The sequence below is a fragment of the Azospira sp. MPR-LB4 genome (genome assembly GCF_058809525.1).
The window spans coordinates 2,795,426-2,814,042 of the sequence record NZ_CM179521.1 but is presented as its reverse complement, the minus strand read 5'-3'; the positions used below and the strand labels follow the sequence as shown (position 1 = coordinate 2,814,042).

General features: G+C 68.3%; 16 protein-coding genes. 8 read left to right on the top strand and 8 right to left on the bottom strand.

Features of this window, described 5'->3' with window-relative positions; genetic code table 11:
• Window positions 1-6 precede the first annotated feature (6 nt).
• The 3 genes from AC3QLZ_RS13195 to AC3QLZ_RS13185 are packed head-to-tail and all read left to right on the top strand — an operon-like array spanning window position 7 to window position 4,296.
• Window positions 7-1,353: a FecR family protein gene (locus AC3QLZ_RS13195; RefSeq protein WP_014236344.1), complete on the top strand. Its 1,347-nt coding sequence runs from the start codon at window positions 7-9 to the stop codon at window positions 1,351-1,353.
• A 28-nt stretch (window positions 1,354-1,381) separates the two neighbouring features.
• Window positions 1,382-3,556 (top strand): O-linked N-acetylglucosamine transferase, SPINDLY family protein, encoded by a 2,175-nt coding sequence (locus AC3QLZ_RS13190; RefSeq protein WP_014236343.1) that lies wholly within the window; start codon window positions 1,382-1,384, stop codon window positions 3,554-3,556.
• Complete coding sequence (locus tag AC3QLZ_RS13185; RefSeq protein WP_287875636.1) at window positions 3,553-4,296, top strand: FecR family protein; 744 nt, start codon at window positions 3,553-3,555, stop codon at window positions 4,294-4,296. The genes AC3QLZ_RS13190 and AC3QLZ_RS13185 overlap by 4 nt, the downstream gene beginning before the upstream one ends.
• Window positions 4,297-4,309: 13 nt before the next feature.
• Here the strand turns inward: AC3QLZ_RS13185 and AC3QLZ_RS13180 are convergent, their stop codons facing one another.
• From AC3QLZ_RS13180 to AC3QLZ_RS13170, 3 genes are read right to left on the bottom strand one after another with little or no spacing between them, the layout of a single operon-like run.
• The gene (locus AC3QLZ_RS13180; RefSeq protein WP_014236341.1) at window positions 4,310-4,843 is read right to left on the bottom strand and encodes a dihydrofolate reductase; all 534 of its coding nucleotides are present in this window, start codon (window positions 4,841-4,843) and stop codon (window positions 4,310-4,312) included.
• Entirely contained in the window at window positions 4,830-6,485 is a 1,656-nt protein-coding gene (gene pgi, locus AC3QLZ_RS13175) for a glucose-6-phosphate isomerase (RefSeq protein ID WP_014236340.1), read from the bottom strand. Before pgi ends, AC3QLZ_RS13180 begins: the two co-directional genes overlap by 14 nt.
• Window positions 6,486-6,500: 15 nt before the next feature.
• Window positions 6,501-7,295, bottom strand: coding sequence for a thymidylate synthase (locus AC3QLZ_RS13170; protein WP_014236339.1), 795 nt, complete (start codon window positions 7,293-7,295; stop codon window positions 6,501-6,503).
• Window positions 7,296-7,537: 242 nt separating this feature from the next.
• Between AC3QLZ_RS13170 and AC3QLZ_RS13165 the strand changes: the two genes are divergently transcribed.
• Window positions 7,538-9,055 carry a cyclic-di-GMP receptor FimW-related protein gene (locus AC3QLZ_RS13165; RefSeq protein WP_014236338.1) on the top strand — a complete coding sequence of 506 codons (1,518 nt, stop codon included), beginning with the start codon at window positions 7,538-7,540 and terminating at the stop codon, window positions 9,053-9,055.
• An 8-nt stretch (window positions 9,056-9,063) separates the two neighbouring features.
• Here the strand turns inward: AC3QLZ_RS13165 and mog are convergent, their stop codons facing one another.
• Together mog and yjgA are read right to left on the bottom strand one after the other, a co-directional pair.
• Window positions 9,064-9,657, bottom strand: a complete 594-nt coding sequence (mog, locus tag AC3QLZ_RS13160; RefSeq protein WP_014236337.1) for a molybdopterin adenylyltransferase — start codon at window positions 9,655-9,657, stop codon at window positions 9,064-9,066.
• Window positions 9,654-10,211, bottom strand: coding sequence for a ribosome biogenesis factor YjgA (yjgA, locus tag AC3QLZ_RS13155; protein ID WP_014236336.1), 558 nt, complete (start codon window positions 10,209-10,211; stop codon window positions 9,654-9,656). The genes mog and yjgA overlap by 4 nt, the downstream gene beginning before the upstream one ends.
• A gap of 77 nt (window positions 10,212-10,288) precedes the next feature.
• Between yjgA and pmbA the strand changes: the two genes are divergently transcribed.
• The 3 genes from pmbA (at window position 10,289) to AC3QLZ_RS13140 (ending at window position 14,158) form a co-directional block, all read left to right on the top strand.
• Complete coding sequence (pmbA, locus tag AC3QLZ_RS13150) at window positions 10,289-11,683, top strand: metalloprotease PmbA (protein WP_014236335.1); 1,395 nt, start codon at window positions 10,289-10,291, stop codon at window positions 11,681-11,683.
• 134 nt (window positions 11,684-11,817) lie between these two features.
• Window positions 11,818-12,909 carry a TRAP transporter substrate-binding protein gene (locus tag AC3QLZ_RS13145; protein ID WP_014236334.1) on the top strand — a complete coding sequence of 364 codons (1,092 nt, stop codon included), beginning with the start codon at window positions 11,818-11,820 and terminating at the stop codon, window positions 12,907-12,909.
• Between the two features lie 160 nt (window positions 12,910-13,069).
• Window positions 13,070-14,158 (top strand): TRAP transporter substrate-binding protein, encoded by a 1,089-nt coding sequence (locus AC3QLZ_RS13140; RefSeq protein WP_014236333.1) that lies wholly within the window; start codon window positions 13,070-13,072, stop codon window positions 14,156-14,158.
• A gap of 76 nt (window positions 14,159-14,234) precedes the next feature.
• On the opposite strand, the gene AC3QLZ_RS13135 is transcribed toward AC3QLZ_RS13140, so the two are convergent.
• Genes AC3QLZ_RS13135 through AC3QLZ_RS13125 form a run of 3 tightly spaced genes read right to left on the bottom strand, consistent with a single transcriptional unit; the run spans window position 14,235 to window position 17,204 of the window.
• Window positions 14,235-14,858, bottom strand: coding sequence for a nucleotide-binding protein (locus AC3QLZ_RS13135; protein ID WP_014236332.1), 624 nt, complete (start codon window positions 14,856-14,858; stop codon window positions 14,235-14,237).
• On the bottom strand, window positions 14,859-16,214 hold the full coding sequence (locus AC3QLZ_RS13130; RefSeq protein WP_014236331.1) for a TAXI family TRAP transporter solute-binding subunit: 1,356 nt from the start codon (window positions 16,212-16,214) through the stop codon (window positions 14,859-14,861). It lies immediately after the preceding gene.
• 15 nt (window positions 16,215-16,229) lie between these two features.
• Window positions 16,230-17,204, bottom strand: coding sequence for a quinone oxidoreductase family protein (locus AC3QLZ_RS13125; RefSeq protein WP_014236330.1), 975 nt, complete (start codon window positions 17,202-17,204; stop codon window positions 16,230-16,232).
• A gap of 64 nt (window positions 17,205-17,268) precedes the next feature.
• Between AC3QLZ_RS13125 and AC3QLZ_RS13120 the strand changes: the two genes are divergently transcribed.
• Window positions 17,269-18,570, top strand: coding sequence for an HD-GYP domain-containing protein (locus tag AC3QLZ_RS13120; protein ID WP_157870590.1), 1,302 nt, complete (start codon window positions 17,269-17,271; stop codon window positions 18,568-18,570).
• The last annotated feature ends 47 nt before the right edge of the window (window positions 18,571-18,617 follow it).

Sequence of the window (18,617 nt, the reverse complement as noted above, 5' to 3'; positions counted from 1 at the left end):
CCCGCCATGCACATCGCCCTCACCTCCCGCCCCTCCCCCCTGCTGCTGGCCCTGGCCGCTGCCTACCCGGGCCTGGCCACGGCTGCTGCCGCCGCCCGGGTCGATTTCGCCGTCGGCAACGTGGTGGCCCTCGGCGCCACCGGCGGCACCCGCCCCCTGAGCAAGGGCGCCGAAGTCCAGCCCGGGGAAACGGTCAGCACCAGGGATGGCCGCGCCCAGCTGCGCTTCTCCGACGGTTCCCTGGTTTCCCTGCAGCCCCAGAGCGACTTCCGGGTGGACAGCTACCGCTACGCCGGCCAGGCGGACGGCAGCGAGCAGGGCTTCTTCAGCCTGCTCAAGGGCGGCATGCGCACCATCACCGGCCTCATCGGGCGCACCAACAAGGATAACTACCGGGTCACCACCAACGTGGCCACCATCGGCATCCGGGGCACCGAGTACTCCATCACCTACGGCGACGGCATCACCGTCTCCACCGGCGAAGGCCAGGTCATGGTGTGCAACGGTGGCGGCTGCCTGCTGCTGTCCAGCGGCGAATCGGCCCTGGTCACCACCCCCACCTCCCAGCCCAGCCGTACCGAAGCCCGTACCAACCTTCCGCCGGCACCGCCCAGCGTCTCGCCCCAGGTGTTTTTCGCCAGCGGCGAGCAGCGTTCCGGCAACGGTACCCCCACCCTCAACTCCCCCCTCCTGCCCAGCGGCGAGGGCTACGACTTCCATTGGGCCGGCGTCAAATCCGGCAACCCCTACATCACCTATTTCAGCGGCACCAATGCGGGCTTCAGCAGCGACGGCAGTCTCAGCACCGTTGCGGTCGGCGTCCTCAACTACAGCGCCCAGGGCAATGCCTTCTATTTCACCGACGGCACCATCGGCTGGGGCCGCTGGAGCAGCGGCGTCCTGACCGGCGACGGCCCGAGTGACCAGGCCCTGAAGGACATCCACTACGTGGTGGGCAAACCCACACCCACCAACGATCCGGTGTTTTCCTCCTCCGGCACCAGCACCTACAACATGCTGGGCTTCACCATGCCCACCTCCACCACCGGCGTGGTCGGCACCCAGGCCGTCACCGGCCAGCTCTCGGTGAATTTCAGCACCTACCAGGTGGGGGTCAACATGACGGTACCCATCGGCGGCAAGACCTACGTCATCACCGATACCGCCTCCTGGTCCTACGGGGTTTTCAGTTCCGGCGGTTTCATTTGTGGCGGCGCCTGCACCAACGGCCAGCTCAGCGGCTTCTTTGCCGGCAGCGGCGCCTCCCACGCCGGTCTGACCTACCAGTTCCTGGACAACCTGCCCGGTACGGACCTGGGCAAGATCAGCGGCGCCGCCGTCTTCAAGAAGTAGTCGGGCGGACGCCGTCAGGCCCCGGCCCATGAGCGACAGCGCCCTGGCTCCCGCCCGGGACCTGCTGGCCCGGGGGGCGCCCCAGGCGGCCCGGGAGTGGCTGCAGGCCAATCCGCCCCGGCCCGGGGATGCCGCCGAACACGCCTTCCTGCTGGGAGTGTGCCAGCTGCAAGCCGGCCAGCCCCGCCTGGCCGTGGCGCCGCTGGAACACTGCCTGGCCCTGGATCCCTCCCACATCAACGCCGCCAACGCCCTGGCCACGGCCCTCCACCTCCAGGGGAACAATGCCCGGGCCTGCCAGGTCCTGCGCCTGTGCCTCGAGTACCGGCCGGCAGCCGGCGAATGCCTGCTCAACCTGGGCCGCCTGCTGGAAATGGACGGCGACCACGCCGGCGCCATGGCCGCCTATGGGCGGGTTCCGGCGGCAACGCCAGCCCTGTCCTTCCCCGCCGGCCTGCGCCACGCCACCCTGCTCTCCCGCATGGGGCAGACGGAAGACGCCCTGGCGCTCCTGCGAACCCTGACACCCGAGCCGGCGGATGAGCTCCGGACCCTGCGGCAACTGCAAGGGGAAATACTGCTGGCAGCCGGCCGAGCCCCGGAGGCCGAGGCCCTGCTGGCCGGCGCCACGGATGCCCGCCAGCAATTGCTGTGGGGCATGGCCCTGGCCGCCCAGGCCCGCTGGGAGCCGGCCCGGACAGCCCTGGGCGAAGCCTGGGAGCGGGCTCCCGGGGAGCGCCGCCACTGGACCAACCCGCTCACCGGCCAGGCCTTCGGCCCCGCCCCCCTGCCCAGCCCGCTGCAGTGTTTTACCGGTTACCACCGCCAGCAGGTGGGCCGGGGAGAGTGGGCACAACGGCAAACCTTCGCCCGGGAAAGCGCCGCCTATCCCCTGGCGCCCACAGCGACGGACTGGCACAGCGCCTTCGCCCTCTTCTCCGCCCCCCTGGCACCGGCTGTCCGGCGCCGTCTGGCCGACCGCTGGGCCGACGCCCTGCTGGCGGCAATGCCTCCGGCCACCACCCTGCCCCAGCCCCGGGCCCGCCATGACGGCACCCTGCGCATCGCCTACCTGTCGCCGGACTTCGGCGACCACGCCATGGGCCATTGCCTGCGCTCCTTCTGCCGGCACCATGACCGCCGTCGCTGCCACATCACCCTCTATGCCGACTCCCGGGACGACGGCAGCGAAGTGCGCCGCCAATTGCGCCGGGAGGCGGATGCCTTCACCGAAGTTTATGGACTCAGCGACGGAGACCTAGAGCAGCGGATGGCCCGGGACGGCATCCAGATCCTGGTGGACCTGGCCGGCTACACCCGGGGCGGCCGCCCCCGCCTGGCGCGGCGCCCCGGCAGCCCGCTCAAGGTGCTGTACCAGGGCTACCCGGGCACCCTCGGCAGGGGCCTGGCCGACTACGCCCTGGTGGACCGGCACGTCTGCCCGCCGGGCAGCGAGGCCCACTGGGCCGAGGCCCTGATCCGGCTGCCGGACAGTTTCTTCCTGCTGGACAGCGAGGCGCCCGCCGTTCCCTTGCTGGAGGCGGCCGAGCTGGGCGCTCCCGCCGCCCCGGTGGTATTCGCCTGTTTCAACCAGACCTGGAAGGTGGATGCCCAGGCCATGGCCCTGTGGCAGGCCGTCCTGGCGGCGGTGCCCGAAGCCGTGCTGTGGCTGCATGCCGAGACGCCGGCCGTGGCCGCGGCGCTCACCCGGCGGGCCGCCGAGGCCGGCATCGGGGCGACCCGGCTGCACTTTTCCCCGGGCACCACCCGGCCCCGTTATCTGGCCCGCTACCGCCACGTCCATGCCGTGCTCGACACGCCCCTCTACCACGGCCACGGCACCGGCGCCGACGCCCTGGGGATGGGCACGCCCGTGCTGTCCCTGCAGGGGGAAGGCTTCCAGGCCCGGGTGGGCGGCAGCCTGGTACGGGCCCTGGGCCTGCCCCAGCTGGCGGCGGAAAGTGCCGAGGCCTATGTGGCCACCGCCATCCGCCTGGGCCGGGACGAGGCCTGGCGGCAGGCCCTGGCCGCCGACATCCGTCGGGGCTGCGCCACGGATGGGCCCCTCGGTACCCGGCGCCGGGTGCGCCAGCTGGAACAGGCCTACGCCAGAATCTGGCAACATCACCGGGCCGGTCTGGCCCCGGCCTCCTGCGCAGTGGAAGGAGGGACCGCAACTGAAGATGAGGAAAAGACAGCATGAGCAGAAACCTGTTTGCCGTCTGGCTGCTGGGCCTGCTGCTGGCGGGCAGTCCAGCGGCAGTGCTGGGGGCAGAAGCCGCCGCCCGGGTCGCCTTTGTCGTCGGCGAGGCCACGGCCAGCCTGCCGGACCAGCCGCCGCGCCAACTCGTCCGCGGCAGCGAAGTGGGGCCTGGCGACAGCATCCGCACCGGCCCCGGCGGCCGGCTGCAGTTGCGCTTTTCCGATGGCAGCCAGCTCTCCCTCAATCCCGGCAGCCTGTTCCGCATCGACGACTACCAGTTTGCAGCCACCACACCCCAGCCGGCCCGGGGCTTCTTCAGTCTGCTGCAGGGCGGTCTGCGCACCATCACCGGCCTCATCGGCAAGGCCCGGCGGGAGGATTACCGCATGCAGACCACGGTGGCCACCATCGGTATCCGGGGCACCGACTACGGCCTGGAATACGCGACGGATGGGGGCCTGGGGGCCACCACCTACAGCGGCCAGATTGAAGTGTGCAACGAGGGCGGCTGCCTGCTGCTGGACGCAGGGGAGAGCGCCCGGGTCAACGACGGCCACAGCCGGCCCGTCCGCAACGGCACGCCGCCGCCCTTGCCCGGCAGCGGGCCGGCCGGAGGCAGTGGCAGTGGTGACAGCGGTTTTGCCGCCAGCGGCGAACGGCGCGGCAGCGGCATCCCCGGCGGCCAGCAGCCCCCGGTCAACGGCGGTCCGTCCACCGCCCCGACGGGCGGCCGCTACTGAGGTACAGGCTGGATCAGCGGGGACGGCGTTCCCAGACCACGAAATCGTAGGCCGGGGCACCGGCGGGGGGGCTGCCGGGACGACGCGAACGCTCCTCCCAGGCATCCGCCTCCAGGGCGGGAAAGAAGGCGTCGGCCCGGGGTTCATCCCGGACCTCGGTGAGATAGAGGCGCCGGGCCAGGGGCAGGGCCTGGGCGTAGAGATCGGCGCCGCCCATGACGAAGACCTCGCCGCCGCCGGCGGCGGCCAGGGCCTCTTCCAGGGAATGGGCGAGGATGGCGCCGGGCGCCAGGTAGTCCCGGTTGCGGCTGACCACCACATTGCGCCGCCCCGGCAGGGGACGGAACTTCTCCGGCAGGGATTCCCAGGTCTTGCGCCCCATGATCACCGGGCGCCCCTGGGTGGTGGCCTTGAAATAGGCCATGTCCTCCGGCAGGCGCCAGAGCAGCTGGTTGTCCAGGCCGATGGCCCGGTTGGCCCCCACCGCCACGATCAGGGCGACGAGCTGGGGAGCCTCGGAGGAAGTGGTCGGTTCAGAGTTGGCCATGGCGACGGCAGTAGGCAATGAGGCCCCGGGTGGAGGCGTCCAGCCCCTCGTCGGGCGTGCCTTCCAGGGCAGGCAGGAGGCGGCCGGCGAGCTTCTTGCCCAGCTCCACCCCCCATTGGTCGAAGGAATTGATGCCCCACACCACCCCCTGGACGAACACCTTGTGCTCGTAGAGGGCGATCAGCAACCCCAGGTGGTAGGGGTCCAGGCGGGGCAGCATCAGGGTGGTGGACGGCTGGTTGCCGGCAAACACCTTGTAGGGCAGGACCGCGGCGATCTCCGCCTCGGCCCAGCCCTCCAGCTCCAGCTCGGCCCGGGCCTCCTGCTCGCTGCGGCCGAAAGCCAGGGCCGAGCTCTGGGCCAGGCAGTTGGCCAGCAGGGGGCCGTTGTGGCCCGGCAGGGGATAGTCGCTGGTGGCGGCGACGATGAAGTCGCTGGGAATGAGCCAGCCGCCCTGGTGCAGCAGCTGGAAGAAGGCATGCTGGCCGTTGATGCCAATCTCGCCCCAGACGATGGGATTGGGATGGCAGGACAGGGGCTTGCCGCTGCGGGTCACCATCTTGCCGTTGCTCTCCATCTCCAGCTGCTGCAGGTAGCCGGGCAGGGTACGCAAAGACTCGTTGTAGGGCAGGATGGCCAGGGTTTCGGCGCCGAGGAAGTTGGTGTTCCAGATGCCCAGCAGGCCCATCAGCACCGGCAGGTTCTGCTCCAGGGGCGCCTTGAGGAAATGCTGGTCCAGGGCCTGGGCGCCGGCCAGGAGCCGCTCGAACTGGGTCATGCCGATGGCCAGGGCCAGGGCCAGGCCCACCGCGGACCACAGGGAATAGCGGCCGCCGACCCAGTCCCACATGGTGAAGATGTTGTCGTGGCCGATGCCGAACAGACCCGCCTCGGCCGGTGCCGCCGTCACCGCCACGAAGTGCCGGGCCAGGGCCGCCGCCTCGTTCTCCGGACCGGCCGCCGCCAGCAGCCAGTCCCGGGCCGTCTCGGCGTTGCGCAGGGTTTCCTGGGTGGTGAAGGTCTTGCTGGCGACGATGAAAAGGGTGGTGCGGGGGTCCAGGGTCTCCAGCAGGGGCGCCAGTTGGGCCCCGTCCAGGTTGGAGACGAAATGCACGTGCAGGGCCGGATGGTCGTAGGCCGACAGGGCCCGGGCCGCCATCTTGGGCCCCAGGTCGGAACCGCCGATGCCCAGGTTCACCACATGGCGGATGGCCTCGCCGGAGTAACCGCGCCACAGGCCGCTGCGCACCCGCTCGGAAAACTGCCGCATCTGGGCCCGCACCGCCCGCACCTCGGGCATGACGTCCTTGGCCGCGCTGGGGAAGGGGCCGGTGCCGAGGAAACGCAGGGCCGGATGCAGCACCGCCCGCTGTTCGCTGACGTTGATGCGCTCGCCGGCGAACATGCGATCGCGCCAGCCTTCCACATCCGCCGCCCGGGCCAGGTCGGTGAGCAGCCCCAGGGTCTCGGGAGTGATGCGCTGCTTGGAAAAATCGGCGAGAAAATCGCCGAGGCGGAAGGAAAGCTTCTCGAAGCGGGCCGGTTCCCGGGCGAACAATTCCCGCAGGTGGTGCGAACGAAGCTGCTCCCGGTGGGCCAGGAGGGCCTGCCAGGGCGCGGTGCGGGTGATGTCCATGGGCATGGGCGGTATTCCCGGTCAGACGGCGATGGGCGCAGCGATGGAGGGATGGGGATCGTAGCCTTCCAGGGCGATGTCCTCGAAGCGGAAGGCGAACAGGTCCTTCACCTCGGGATTGAGCACCAGCTTGGGCAGGGGACGGAAATCCCGGGACAGCTGCAGGCGCGCCTGGTCCAGGTGGTTGCTGTAGAGGTGGGCATCGCCCAGGGTGTGCACGAAATCGCCGACCTGGTAGCCGCAGACCTGGGCGATCATGTGGGTCAGCAGGGCGTAGGAGGCAATGTTGAAGGGCACGCCGAGGAAGATGTCGGCACTGCGCTGGTACAGCTGGCAGGACAGCTTGCCGTCGGCCACGTAGAACTGGAACAGGCAGTGGCAGGGCGGCAGAGCCATGGAATCCACGTCCCCCGGGTTCCAGGCGGAAACCACGTGGCGGCGGGAATCCGGGTTCTTCTTCAGGTTTTCCACCAGCTGGCCCACCTGGTCGATGAGACGCCCGTCCGGCGTCTCCCAGCGGCGCCACTGCTTGCCGTACACCGGCCCCAGGTCGCCGTTGGCATCGGCCCACTCGTCCCAGATGGAGACGCCGTTGTCCTTGAGGTAGCGGATGTTGGTGTCGCCCTGCAGGAACCACAGCAGTTCGTGGATGATAGAACGCAGGTGCAGCTTCTTGGTGGTCATGACGGGGAAGCCGTCCGCCAGGTTGAAACGCATCTGCCAGCCGAAGACGGAACGGGTGCCCGTGCCGGTGCGGTCGGTCTTGACGTGGCCGTGCTCGAGCACGTGGCGCATGAGGTCGTGGTACTGCTGCATGGAGAGGGGCTCCGCTACTTTTTTATCGCTGGCATTGTAGCCGTTTGCCCCCGTCCCGCCCATGGCGGCGACGGGCGGGGCCGTTGACGGAGACCCCGCCGCCGCCAACGCCTGGGGGACAGTTCGCAGCATGGGAAAAATGACGTAAGCTTGGCTCCGGAGCTGCCGGCACAGGCGGACCCGTCCATGGAGGCGGCGACAGGACCGCCAATATCGCTGGAACGACTTCAACGGGGAACATCGTGATTCTGAGCCTCTTTTCCGCCAAGCCGGAGCACCCCCTGGCCGACGCCAAGGAACTGCGCCGCGCCATCGCCGAACTGCCCCTGGACAATGCCTTCAAGGCGGTGGACGAGGTGCTGGCCTGGTTCGAGTCCCTGCTCAGCGCCGAAGGCTTCAAACCCGAGCAGCTGTTCGACACCGTGCGCCAGCTGGACGAAGCGGCCCAGCCCCACCTGCGCCGCCTGACCCGGGACTACCTGCACTCCCCCCGCCTCTCCAAGACCGAGGAGCGGCGCCTGTGGACCGCCAGCACCGCCTTCTGGGACCTGCTGGCACGGCTCTACGAACAATCCCTGGCGCGCTACCGCGGCAAGGAGAAGGGGGCTGACGCCCTCAAGCCCCACCTGCCCCTGATCCACGCCCGCCTCATCCTGGCCTACGGCAACCAGCTGAAGTGGCGCCAGTACCACTACGGCCCGGTGGAAGGCGACATCTGGCTGCGCCTGGGCCAGGCCTATCTGGCGGCGGAAAGCGAAGGCGTCGCCGGGCGCCTGCTGCTGCTCTATCCGGGGCAGAGCAGTTCCTCCTCCGCCACCCTGGAATACCTGAAGGTGCTCATGTTCCACGCCTCCTCCATGGACAGCCTGCTGCCCGCGGAGATCGAACTGGCGGAAAGGCTGATCGGCCATTGCCTGCCCCTGTTCGTGTTCGGCAGCCGCTCCGGTCCCGAAAGCGTGTACTGGATCGACCCGGCCCAGCCCCTGCCGCCCGTACGCCTCACCCGGGAGCCCCAGGCGGCGCCGACCCTGCGCTTCTTCGCCCCGGGCAACGCGCCCCAGACCCTGGCCGAACTGATCCGCAGCGTCGAACTGGGCACCGTGCCGGAAGAGGTGAATCTGGGGGGCCAGTATCCGGCCCGCATGATCCTGCCGGTGCTGCACCATCTGGCCATGCACTGGGCGCCGACCCCGCCCTTGCGGGAACACCGGCGGCACCAGGTGAAATCTCTGCTCACCGTGGTCAACGGTTTCGAGGCGGCCTTCCAGGTCTTTTCCGGCAAGCCGGACGGGGACGGAGCGGCGGAAAGCTGGATCGCCGACAACGTCAGTCTGGGCGGCTTCGGCGCCCTGGTGCCGAACCTGCGCGGCGACTGGCTGCGCATCGGCGCCCTCCTGGCCATGCAGCCGGAAGGCGGCAGCAACTGGCTGCTCGGCGTGGTGCGGCGCTACGGCCGGGAATCGGATACCCAGGCCGCGGTCGGCATCCAGACCCTGGCGCGCCAGGCCCTGGCGGTGGAGCTGCGGCCCCGCAGCACCTCGGCCTACGCCCTGGCGGCGGGCATTCCGGGGATGCTGCTGCGGGACGGCATGGAAGAAGGGGAAGTGCGGGTGGTAATGCCGCCAGCCAGCTTCGACGTGCGGGAAAACCTGGAGTGCGAAGCCGAAGGCCGGCACCTGCTGCTGACCCCCATGGACATCCAGGAAAGCGGCAGCGATTACGAAATCGCCCGCTACCGGGAACTGCGCAGCGACAACTGAAGGCCGACTCAGGCGGCCGGCGGGCGCCGCGCCGACTTGGGACGGAAGGCCGCCACCACGGATTCCCGGGTTTCCACATAGGGCCCGCCGATGAGGTCCAGGCAGTAGGGCACGGCAGCGAAAATGCCGGGCACCAGTACCTTGCCCTCCCCGTCCTTCACCCCTTCCAGGGTTTCCTGGATGGACTTGGGCTGGCCCGGCAGATTGAGGATCAGGGCCTGCTTGCGGATCACCCCCACCTGGCGCGAGAGAATGGCGGTCGGCACGAACTGCAGGCCGATCTGCCGCATCTGCTCGCCGAAACCGGGCATGACCTTGTCCGCCACCGCCAGGGTGGCTTCCGGCGTCACATCCCGGGGCGCCGGACCGGTGCCGCCGGTGGTCAGCACCAGATGGCAGCCTTCGTCGTCCACCAGTTCCATGAGGGTGGCCTCGATGCCCGGCTGGTCGTCGGCGATGAGACGCGACTCTTCCTCCCAGGGGGTCAGCAACACCCCGTCCAGCCACTGGCGCAGGGCCGGCAGGCCCTTGTCCTCATAGACGCCGCTGGATGCCCGGTCGCTGATGGAGACCAGGCCGACGCGCAGGGGCCTCTGGCTCATGCTTCCTCCCCGGCATCATCCCCGGTGGCTGCGGCAGCGCCGCCCTCCTCCAGTTCCTTCAGCACCTGGAAGATGGCGCGGTAGCTCTTCGGCGGCTTGTTCTGTTCCTGCTCCTTGAGGGCGCTGCGGCGCAGCTGGCGCAGGTGGGTGAGATCGGCCTGGGGCCAGTGGGCGGCGATGTCGGCCAGGGCCACGGCCTCGTTTTCCAGGAGCAGGGTGCGCAGACGCTCGCGCCGGTGCAGCTTGGCGTTCTCCGCGGCGGAGGCGCCATTGACCACGTCCAGGGCGGCCTGGATCGGCTCCGGGTCCACATCCCGCATCAGCTTGCCGATGTACTGCAGCTGCCGGCGCTGGGCCTCCCGCTTGGGCAGGCGCTGGTATTCGAGCAGGGCGCCGCTGAGGGTCTCGGACAGTTCGACCTTGCCCAGCAGGCGCTTGAGACGGTCCGGCGGCAGTTCCACCAGGGCGCGTCCCAGGTCCTGCTTGTCCTGCATGGCTTGTTTGCGTTTTGTCTTGCTGACGGGCTCGCCGTCCAGGGGGTCCAGTTCTTCCATGATTCCTTGTACTTCTCGGCAGGGGTGGGCGGTGGGGGCTGCTATGATAGCGATTTTACCCCTCTGTCTCGCTGTTCATGGCCAAGAAAGCTCTCCCCAAGCCCTCCCGTACCACCGCTGCAGCCACTTCCGGCCGCTTCTCCCTGCCCCAGGCCGACCTGCTGCAACTGGCCCGGGACACCGTGGCCCTGGCCACCCGGGGCGGCGCCTCCGCAGCCGAGGTGGATGTCTCCGAGGGCTTCGGCCAGTCGGTCAGCGTCCGCCAGGGCGAGGTGGAAACCATCGAATACAACCGGGACAAAGGCATCGGCGTCACGGTGTACCTGGGCCAGCGCAAGGGCTACGCCTCCACCAGCGACTTTTCCCGCCAGGCCCTGGCCCAGACCGTGGATGCGGCCCTGGCCATCGCCCGCTACACCGCCGAGGACCCCTGCGCCGGCCTGCCGGAAAAGGCCCTGCTGGCCAAGCAGTGGCAGGATCCCCAGCTTTACTATCCCTGGCAGCTGAGCGTGGAGGGCGCCATCGACCTGGCCCGCCGCTGCGAGGATGCGGCCTTCGCCGTCAGTCCCCTGGTGAAAAACTCCGAGGGCGCCACCGTCTCCCTGCAGGAAGGCCAGTTCGCCACCGCCAACAGCCTGGGCTTTGCCGGCGGCTACCCCAGCTCCCGCCACTACATTGCCTGCTCCGTCATCGCCGGCAAGAAGGGGCGCAATGCGGAAATGCAGCGGGACGACTGGTATTCCACCCACCGGGACCCGGCGGACTTCCCCGCCCCCGAGAGCATCGGCGACTACGCCGCCCGCCGCGCCCTGTCCCGCCTGGGCGGGCGCAAGGTGAAGACCTGCGAGGTGCCGGTGATCTTCGAGGCCCCCATCGCCAGCGGCCTGCTCGGCAACTTCGTCTATGCCGCCAGCGGCGGCAGCCTCTACCGCAAGGCCAGCTTCCTGGTGGACAGCCTGGGCAAGCGCATCTTCGCCCCCGGCATCAACATCAGCGAGCGCCCCGACCTGCCCAAGGGCCTGGCCTCCGGCCCCTTCGACAACGACGGCGTCGCCACCCGCTCGCGCCAGGTGGTGAGCGACGGTGTGCTCAACGGCTATTTCCTCAGCGTCTATACCGCCCGCAAGCTGGGCATGACCACCACCGGCAACGCCGGCGGCTGCCACAACCTGGTGCTGGAGCCGGGCCGGGAAGACCTGGCCGGCCTCATCCGCCAGGTCAAGCGCGGCCTGCTGGTCACCGAACTGCTGGGGCAGGGGGTGAACTACGTCAATGGGGACTACTCCCGGGGTGCCGCCGGCTACTGGATCGAGAATGGCGAAATCGCCTATCCGGTGGAGGAAATCACCATCGCCGGCAACCTCAAGGAGATGTTCATGAACATCGCCGGGGTCGGCAACGACGTGGTGGTGCGCGGCTCCAAGCAGACGGGTTCCATTCTCATCCAGCGGATGACTGTCGCGGGCGCCTGACCCCGGGCGAAAGCCGCTTCCAGCAAGCTCTTCCAGCCGGTCCGGATTAGGGTAATCCCTATTGCCGGACCGCTTCGGGCCGTCGCTATAATGCGTCGGCTGCAACACACCGAACAATCCCTGGAGGAGACAAAATGGAACGTCGTTCCTTTCTCAAAAAAGCTGGTGTCGGCATTGCTGCCGGCGCTGCTGCCACTACCGTATCTGCACCCGCAATCGCCCAAACCCAGCCCACCATCAAGTGGCGTCTGACCTCCAGCTTCCCCAAGAGCCTGGACACCCTCTACGGTGGCGCCGAAGTTCTGGCCAACCGCCTGCGCGCCATGACCAACGGCAAGTTCGACATCCGCGTCTTCGCCGGCGGTGAAATCGTCCCCGGCCTGCAGGCCCTGGACGCCGTGCAGCAGGGCACCGTCGAGTGCTGTCACACCGCCCCCTACTACTACGTGGGCAAGGACAAGACCTTCGCCCTGGGCTGCTCCATCCCCTTCGGCATGAACGCCCGCCAGATGAACGCCTGGGTGTACTACGGCGGTGGCCAGAAGCTGCTGGACGAGTTCTACGCCAACTACAACATCGTCTCCTTCATGGGCGGCAACAGCGGGACCCAGATGGGCGGCTGGTTCCGCAAGGAAATCAAGAATCTGGGCGACATCAAGGGCCTCAAGATGCGCGTCGCCGGCCTCGGCGGCACCGTCTTCGAGCGCCTCGGCGCCGTGCCCCAGCAGATCGCCGGCGGCGACATCTATCCCGCCCTGGAAAAGGGCACCATCGACGCCGCCGAATGGGTCGGCCCCTACGATGACGAGAAGCTGGGCTTCTTCAAGGTCGCCAAGAACTACTACTACCCGGGCTGGTGGGAGCCGGGTCCCGCCTTCTCCTTCTATGTGAACAAGAAGGAATGGGACAAGCTGCCCAAGGAATACCAGGAGGCCTTCCAGGCCGCCGCCTACGAGGCCAACGTCACCATGCTGGCCGAGTACGACCACAAGAACCCGCCGGCCCTCTCCCGCCTGCTGTCCCAGGGCGTGAAGCTGCAGAAGTACTCCGACGAGATCATGAACGCCGCCTACAAGGCCGCCATGGAAATCTACGCCGAAGAATCTGCCAAGAACCCGGCCTTCAAGAAGATCTACACCGAGTACGACAAGTACCGGAAGACCCAGAACGCCTGGTTCAGCGTGGCCGACACCACCATGGACCGGTTCCTGCAGACCCACAAGTAAGGTAAGCTCGACGCAGTAACAGGAGTGCCCCAGCCATCGACACGACGGCTGGGGCATTTGCACATGTATCCCCTTTGCTGTTTTCATCGCTGGCAGCGGTGAGGTTCAGCCGCCCGGCTTTCGCAACATCAGTTAGGCAACAAAAATAAGGAGACAAACCATGGATCGTCGCAAATTCCTGAAAAATGCCGGCGTCGCTGCCGGTGCCGGCGTGGCCACCACCGTCGCGGCTCCCGCCATCGCCCAATCCCAGCCCACCATCAAGTGGCGCCTGACCTCCAGCTTCCCCAAGAGTCTCGACACCATCTACGGCGGCGCCGACGTGCTGGCCAACCGCCTGCGCGCCATGACCGGCGGCAAGTTCGACATCCGCGTCTTTGCCGGCGGCGAGATCGTCCCCGGCCTGCAGGCCCTGGACGCCGTGCAGCAGGGCACCGTCGAGATGTGCCACACCTGTTCCTACTACTACGTGGGCAAGGACAAGACCTTCGGCTTCGGCACCTCCGTGCCCTTCGGCATGAACCCGCGCCAGATGAATGCCTGGATCTACTACGGCGGCGGCCAGAAGCTGCTGGACGAGTTCTACGCCAACTACAACGTGGTGTCCTTCGCCGGCGGCAACACCGGAACCCAGATGGGCGGCTGGTTCCGCAAGGAAATCAAGACTCTGGATGACGTCAAGGGCCTCAAGATGCGCATCGCCGGCCTCGGCGGCGCCGTCTTCGAACGCCTCGGCGCCGTGCCCCAGCAAATCGCCGGCAGCGACATCTATCCCGCCCTGGAAAAGGGCACCATCGACGCCGCCGAATGGGTCGGCCCCTACGACGACGAAAAGCTGGGCTTCTTCAAGGTCGCCAAAAACTACTACTACCCGGGCTGGTGGGAACCGGGCCCCACCATCCACTTCTTCGTGAACAAGAAGGAATGGGACAAGCTGCCCAAGGAATACCAGGAGGCCTTCCAGGCCGCCGCCTACGAGGCCAACGTCACCATGCTGGCCGAGTATGACCACAAGAACCCCACCGCCCTCTCCCGCCTGCTGTCCCAGGGCGTGAAGCTGCAGAAGTATCCGGATGCGGTGCTGGAAGCCGCCTACAAGGCCGCCATGGACCTGTACACCGAGGAATCGGCGAAGAACCCGGCCTTCAAGAAGGTGTGGACCGAGTACGACAAATACCGCCGTACCCAGAACGCCTGGTTCAGCGTGGCCGACACCACCATGGACCGCTTCCTGCAGAGCCACAAGTAAGCCCGGGCATCGCCCGCAAAAAAGCCGCCGGTGATCCGGCGGCTTTTTTTATGTCCTAGCTAGACGGACGGGAGCCTCAGGCATCCACCCAGTCGATGATGCTGCGCCACTGCTCCAGGTCCTTCTCGGCCCGGGCCGGGGTCAGGTCGAACAGGGTGGCCCCCTGGGCCGCCGCCTGGACGTAGAGCTGGGTGTCCCGCAGATAGGCGAGGATGGGCAGGTCGTAGGCGGCGAAGAAGCGCTCCAGTTCCCCCGCCGCCCGGGTCCGGGCATCCACCCGCATGCCCACCACCGCCACCTGCAGCTCCCCCTTGCGCACGGCCTTCTCGGCCAGCAGGGTGTCGAGGAAGTGGCGCGCCGCCAGGATGTCGAAGAGGGAGGGCTGCACCGGCACCAGCACGTGGGTGACCTGTTTCAGGGTGCGGTCCAGGGCCTTGCCGTGGAAGCCGGCGGGCGTATCCAGTACCGCATGGGTAGTGCCCTTGGGCGGCCGGGCCGGCTCGTCGTGCTTCAGTTCCCAGCTGCGGATGGCGGGCAAAAAGCCGGGGCGCAGAGCCAGCCACTCCCGGGAGGACTGCTGCCGGTCCAGGTCGCCCAGCATCACGGGCTTGCCGGACTGGGCCAGATAGCCGGCCAGGTTGGTGGCCAGGGTGCTCTTGCCGGCGCCGCCCTTGGGGTTGGCGATCAGGTAAGCCTTCATCTAGGGGGTTTCCTCCACGTTTGCATGTCGCGCCAGCCGCTCCAGGGTGTGGCGCACCAGTTCGATGTGTTCCCGCAGGGTATAGAGCAGGTCCGAATAGGCCAGGGGGATATTACGCCGATAGGCCTCGTCCTCGATACGGTCGAGGCGGTCCAGGTATTCCAGCTTGCGGCCCGGATCATAGCTTTCCTTCAGCTCGTTCTCGAGGAACTTGAGGTCGCCGTAGCAGCGGAAAATCTTGGAGCGGATGCGCCAGCTGTAGATGGAGGGCGCCACCTTGAGCAGGGGCAGCAGCAGGGCGAAGATGGGCAACAGCAGCACCACCAGCCGGTCCACCAGGATCGCCGCCCAGAAGGGCAGATAGCGCTGCAGCAGGGGCGGGCCGGACTTGTAGTAGCGCTCCGCCGTGTCGGCCACCGGCAGGCTCTGGTCCCGTACCGCCGGGAAATCGCCGCGGCGCTGGAAGAAGCCGGCCTTGCCGTGCACTTCGCTGGCCGCCTGCAACAGCAGGGACTGGATGGCCGGATGCAGGCTGTCATGCACCACCAGATTGGCGGTGGCCGCCAGCAGGGTGGTGTCGTGGGGCGGGAAGTTGCGCACCAGGTCCACCGCTCCTTCCGGCAGGACGATCTTCGACAGGTAGGGGAAGCGCCGGGTGTAGGCCTCGGCCTGGGCGAAGTTCATCACCTTGATGCCGGGGGAGCGCAGCAGCACCTGCACCACCGGCGCCTCCGGCGCGGCGATGACGAAGGCGGCATCGAGGCGGCCCTGCTGCAGTTCTTCGGCCGCCTTGAGGCCGCCCAGGGACAGCAGGTGCTTGCCGTCCACCGGCACCTCGTTGGCCGCCAGCAGTTGCAGGGCCAGGCCCCGGATGCCGCTGCCCTCGGCGCCGACGGCGATGCGCTTGCCGGCCAGCTGGTGCAGGCGCTCCAGTTCCCGCTCGCTGCGGTAGAAGACCCACACCGGCTCGTAGTACATGCTGCCCAGGGAGGACAGGGGCAGGGCCTCGTCCTCCTCCAGGTAGTCCGGCCGGGGCGCCTCGACGCCGCCCTGGACCAGGGCGATCTCCACGTCGCTGTCCTTGTCCAGCAGGCGCTGCAGGTTCTCGGCGGAACCGTTGGAGGTGCGCACCTCCAGGGTGATGCCGTTACGCGCCAGGATTTCCGCATACTTCTTGCCGAAGGCGTAGTAGGCGCCGCTGTCGGCCCCGGCGGACATGACCACGTGCCGTGGCGGCGCCGGCTGGATGAACTGGACGGCGACGACGAAACCCAGGGCCACCACCAGCACGATGGGCCAGGCCGTAGCCAGGAGGTCCCGCAGGGAGAGCAGGCTGTTGCGAACTTTGGCGCCCATGGACGACCTTTCCGTTTAAGGCAGCAGCACCGTGGAGCCGGTGGTCTGCCGGCCTTCCAGGGCGATGTGGGCGGCAGCGGCCTGCTGCAGGGGGAAGCGCTGGTGCACCTCGATCTTCACCTGGCCGCTGGTGACCACGCCCAGCAGCTCCGTCGCCAGGGCCTCCAGGTCGGCGCGGCGGGCGGTGTAGTGCATCAGGGTGGGGCGGGTGAAGAAGAGGGAGCCCTTCTGGGACAGCAGCAGGGGATCGATCAGACCCACCGGGCCGGAGGCGTTGCCGAAGCTGACCATGGTGCCCAGGGGCCGCAGGCTGTCCAGGGAGCCGGTGAAGGTGTCCTTGCCGATGCCGTCGTAGACCACCGGCACGCCTTCACCACCGGTGATGTCCCGCACCCGCCGGGCGAAGTCCTCCCGGGTGTAGAGGATGGGGTGGTCGCAGCCGTGGGCCCGGGCCAGCTCGGCCTTGGCCTCGGTGGAAACGGTGCCGATGACGGTGGCCCCCAGGGCCTTGGCCCACTGGCAGGCGATGAGGCCGACGCCGCCGGCGGCGGCGTGGATCAGCACGGTGTCGCCTTTCTGCACCCGGTAGGTGCGACGCAGCAGGTAGGCGGCGGTGAGGCCCTGCAGCATCATGGCGGCGCCGGTCTCGAAGGAGAGGCTGTCCGGCAGGCGGATGAGGCGGTCGGCGGGAATCAGGCGGGCCTCGCTGTAGGCCCCCAGGGGACCGCCGGCATAGGCCACCCGGTCGCCCACCTGCAGGTGGGTGACGCCGGGGCCCAGGGCTTCCACCGTGCCGGCGCCTTCGAGGCCGATGCCGGAGGGCAGGGGCACGGGATAGAGGCCGCTGCGATGGTAGGTGTCGATGAAATTGAGACCGACGGCGGCATGGCGCACCCGGACTTCGCCGGGGCCGGGCTCGCCGACGCCGACCTCTTCCCACTGCAGCACTTCGGGGCCGCCGGTGCGGTGAAAGCGGATGGCATGGGTCATTTTTTGTCTCCTTTTGTATTCTGCTGGGGGTGCGTCACTATACCGCCGCTCCCCGGCGGTGCGAATGGCCCCGATTGGCCTTAATATTGGCGCCATGACCAATATCCACCACACCGTTCTCGGCCGCCTGCTGCTCGCCTGGGCCCTGGTTTCCCTGCTCCTGGGCGGCAGCGCCTGGTATGTGGCGACGGAGCGCATCGACGATGCGGTGGTGGCCCTGGCCCAGGCCGAATCGGCCCGCTTCCAGGCGGCCGAGCTGGAGGCGGCGGAAATGTCGGCCCAGCAGCTGGATTTCCTGCGGCAGCGGGCCCTGGGCTTCGTCCGCGACCATTTCGTGGTGATCGAGCTGTATGACCGGGAACGGCGCAAGGTGGTGGAGGCGGTCAATCCGGCCCACCAGGACATCGAGGCCGGGCTCAAGGGCAGCGCCCACGCCTTCCCCATGGACGGCAAACACCATTACGAGAAACACACCATCCTCAACAACACGGTGGTGCAGGTGCTGGTGCCGATCCTGGACCGGGAGCGCAACATCGCCGGCTACTTCGAAGGCGTCTTCCTGGTCTCGCCGGAAGAGGAGGCCCGCCTGCGCCGGGACCTCAACCTGATCCTGGGCCTGGTGCTGGCCGCCGCCCTCATCACCACGGTGGTGCTGTACCCGGTGATCCTTTCCCTCAACCGCAACGTGCTGCGCTTCTCCCGGGAGGTGCTGCGGGGCAACCTGGAAATGGCCTCGGTCCTGGGCGCCGCCATCGCCCAGCGGGATTCGGACACCAGCATCCACAACTACCGGGTGGCGCTCTACGCCTGCCGCCTGGGCGAGGTCACGGGGGTGGAGGGCGACGCCATGCGGGCCCTCATCATCGGCGCCTTCCTGCACGACGTGGGCAAAATCGGCATCAGCGACAACATCCTGCTCAAGCCGGGCAAGCTGGATGCGGAGGAATTCCGCATCATGCAGACCCACGTCTCCCTCGGCGTACACATCATCGCCCCCTCCCCCTGGCTGCAGGCGGCCCGGGAGGTGGTGCAGTTCCATCACGAGAAGTACGACGGCAGCGGCTACCTGCAGGGATTGAAGGGCGAGGAGATCCCCCTCAACGCCCGCATTTTCGCGGTGGTGGACGTCTTCGACGCCCTCACCTCCCGCCGCCCCTACAAGGAACCCATGACTTGCGAAGCGGCCCTGGCCATCCTGCACAAGGATGCGGGCAGCCACTTCGATCCCCGGCTGGTGGCCGCTTTCGCCCCGGTGGCGGCGCCCCTCCACGCCGAACTGTCGCGCCTCGACGAAGGGGCCATCCAGGCCCTGCTGGAAGAGCGCATCAGCCGCTACTTCTTCGCCGCCTTCCTCGCCCGGGAATAAGTCCCGCCGCAGCCCTTGCCCGGGAGGCAGGCGGGACCAGCCTCCCG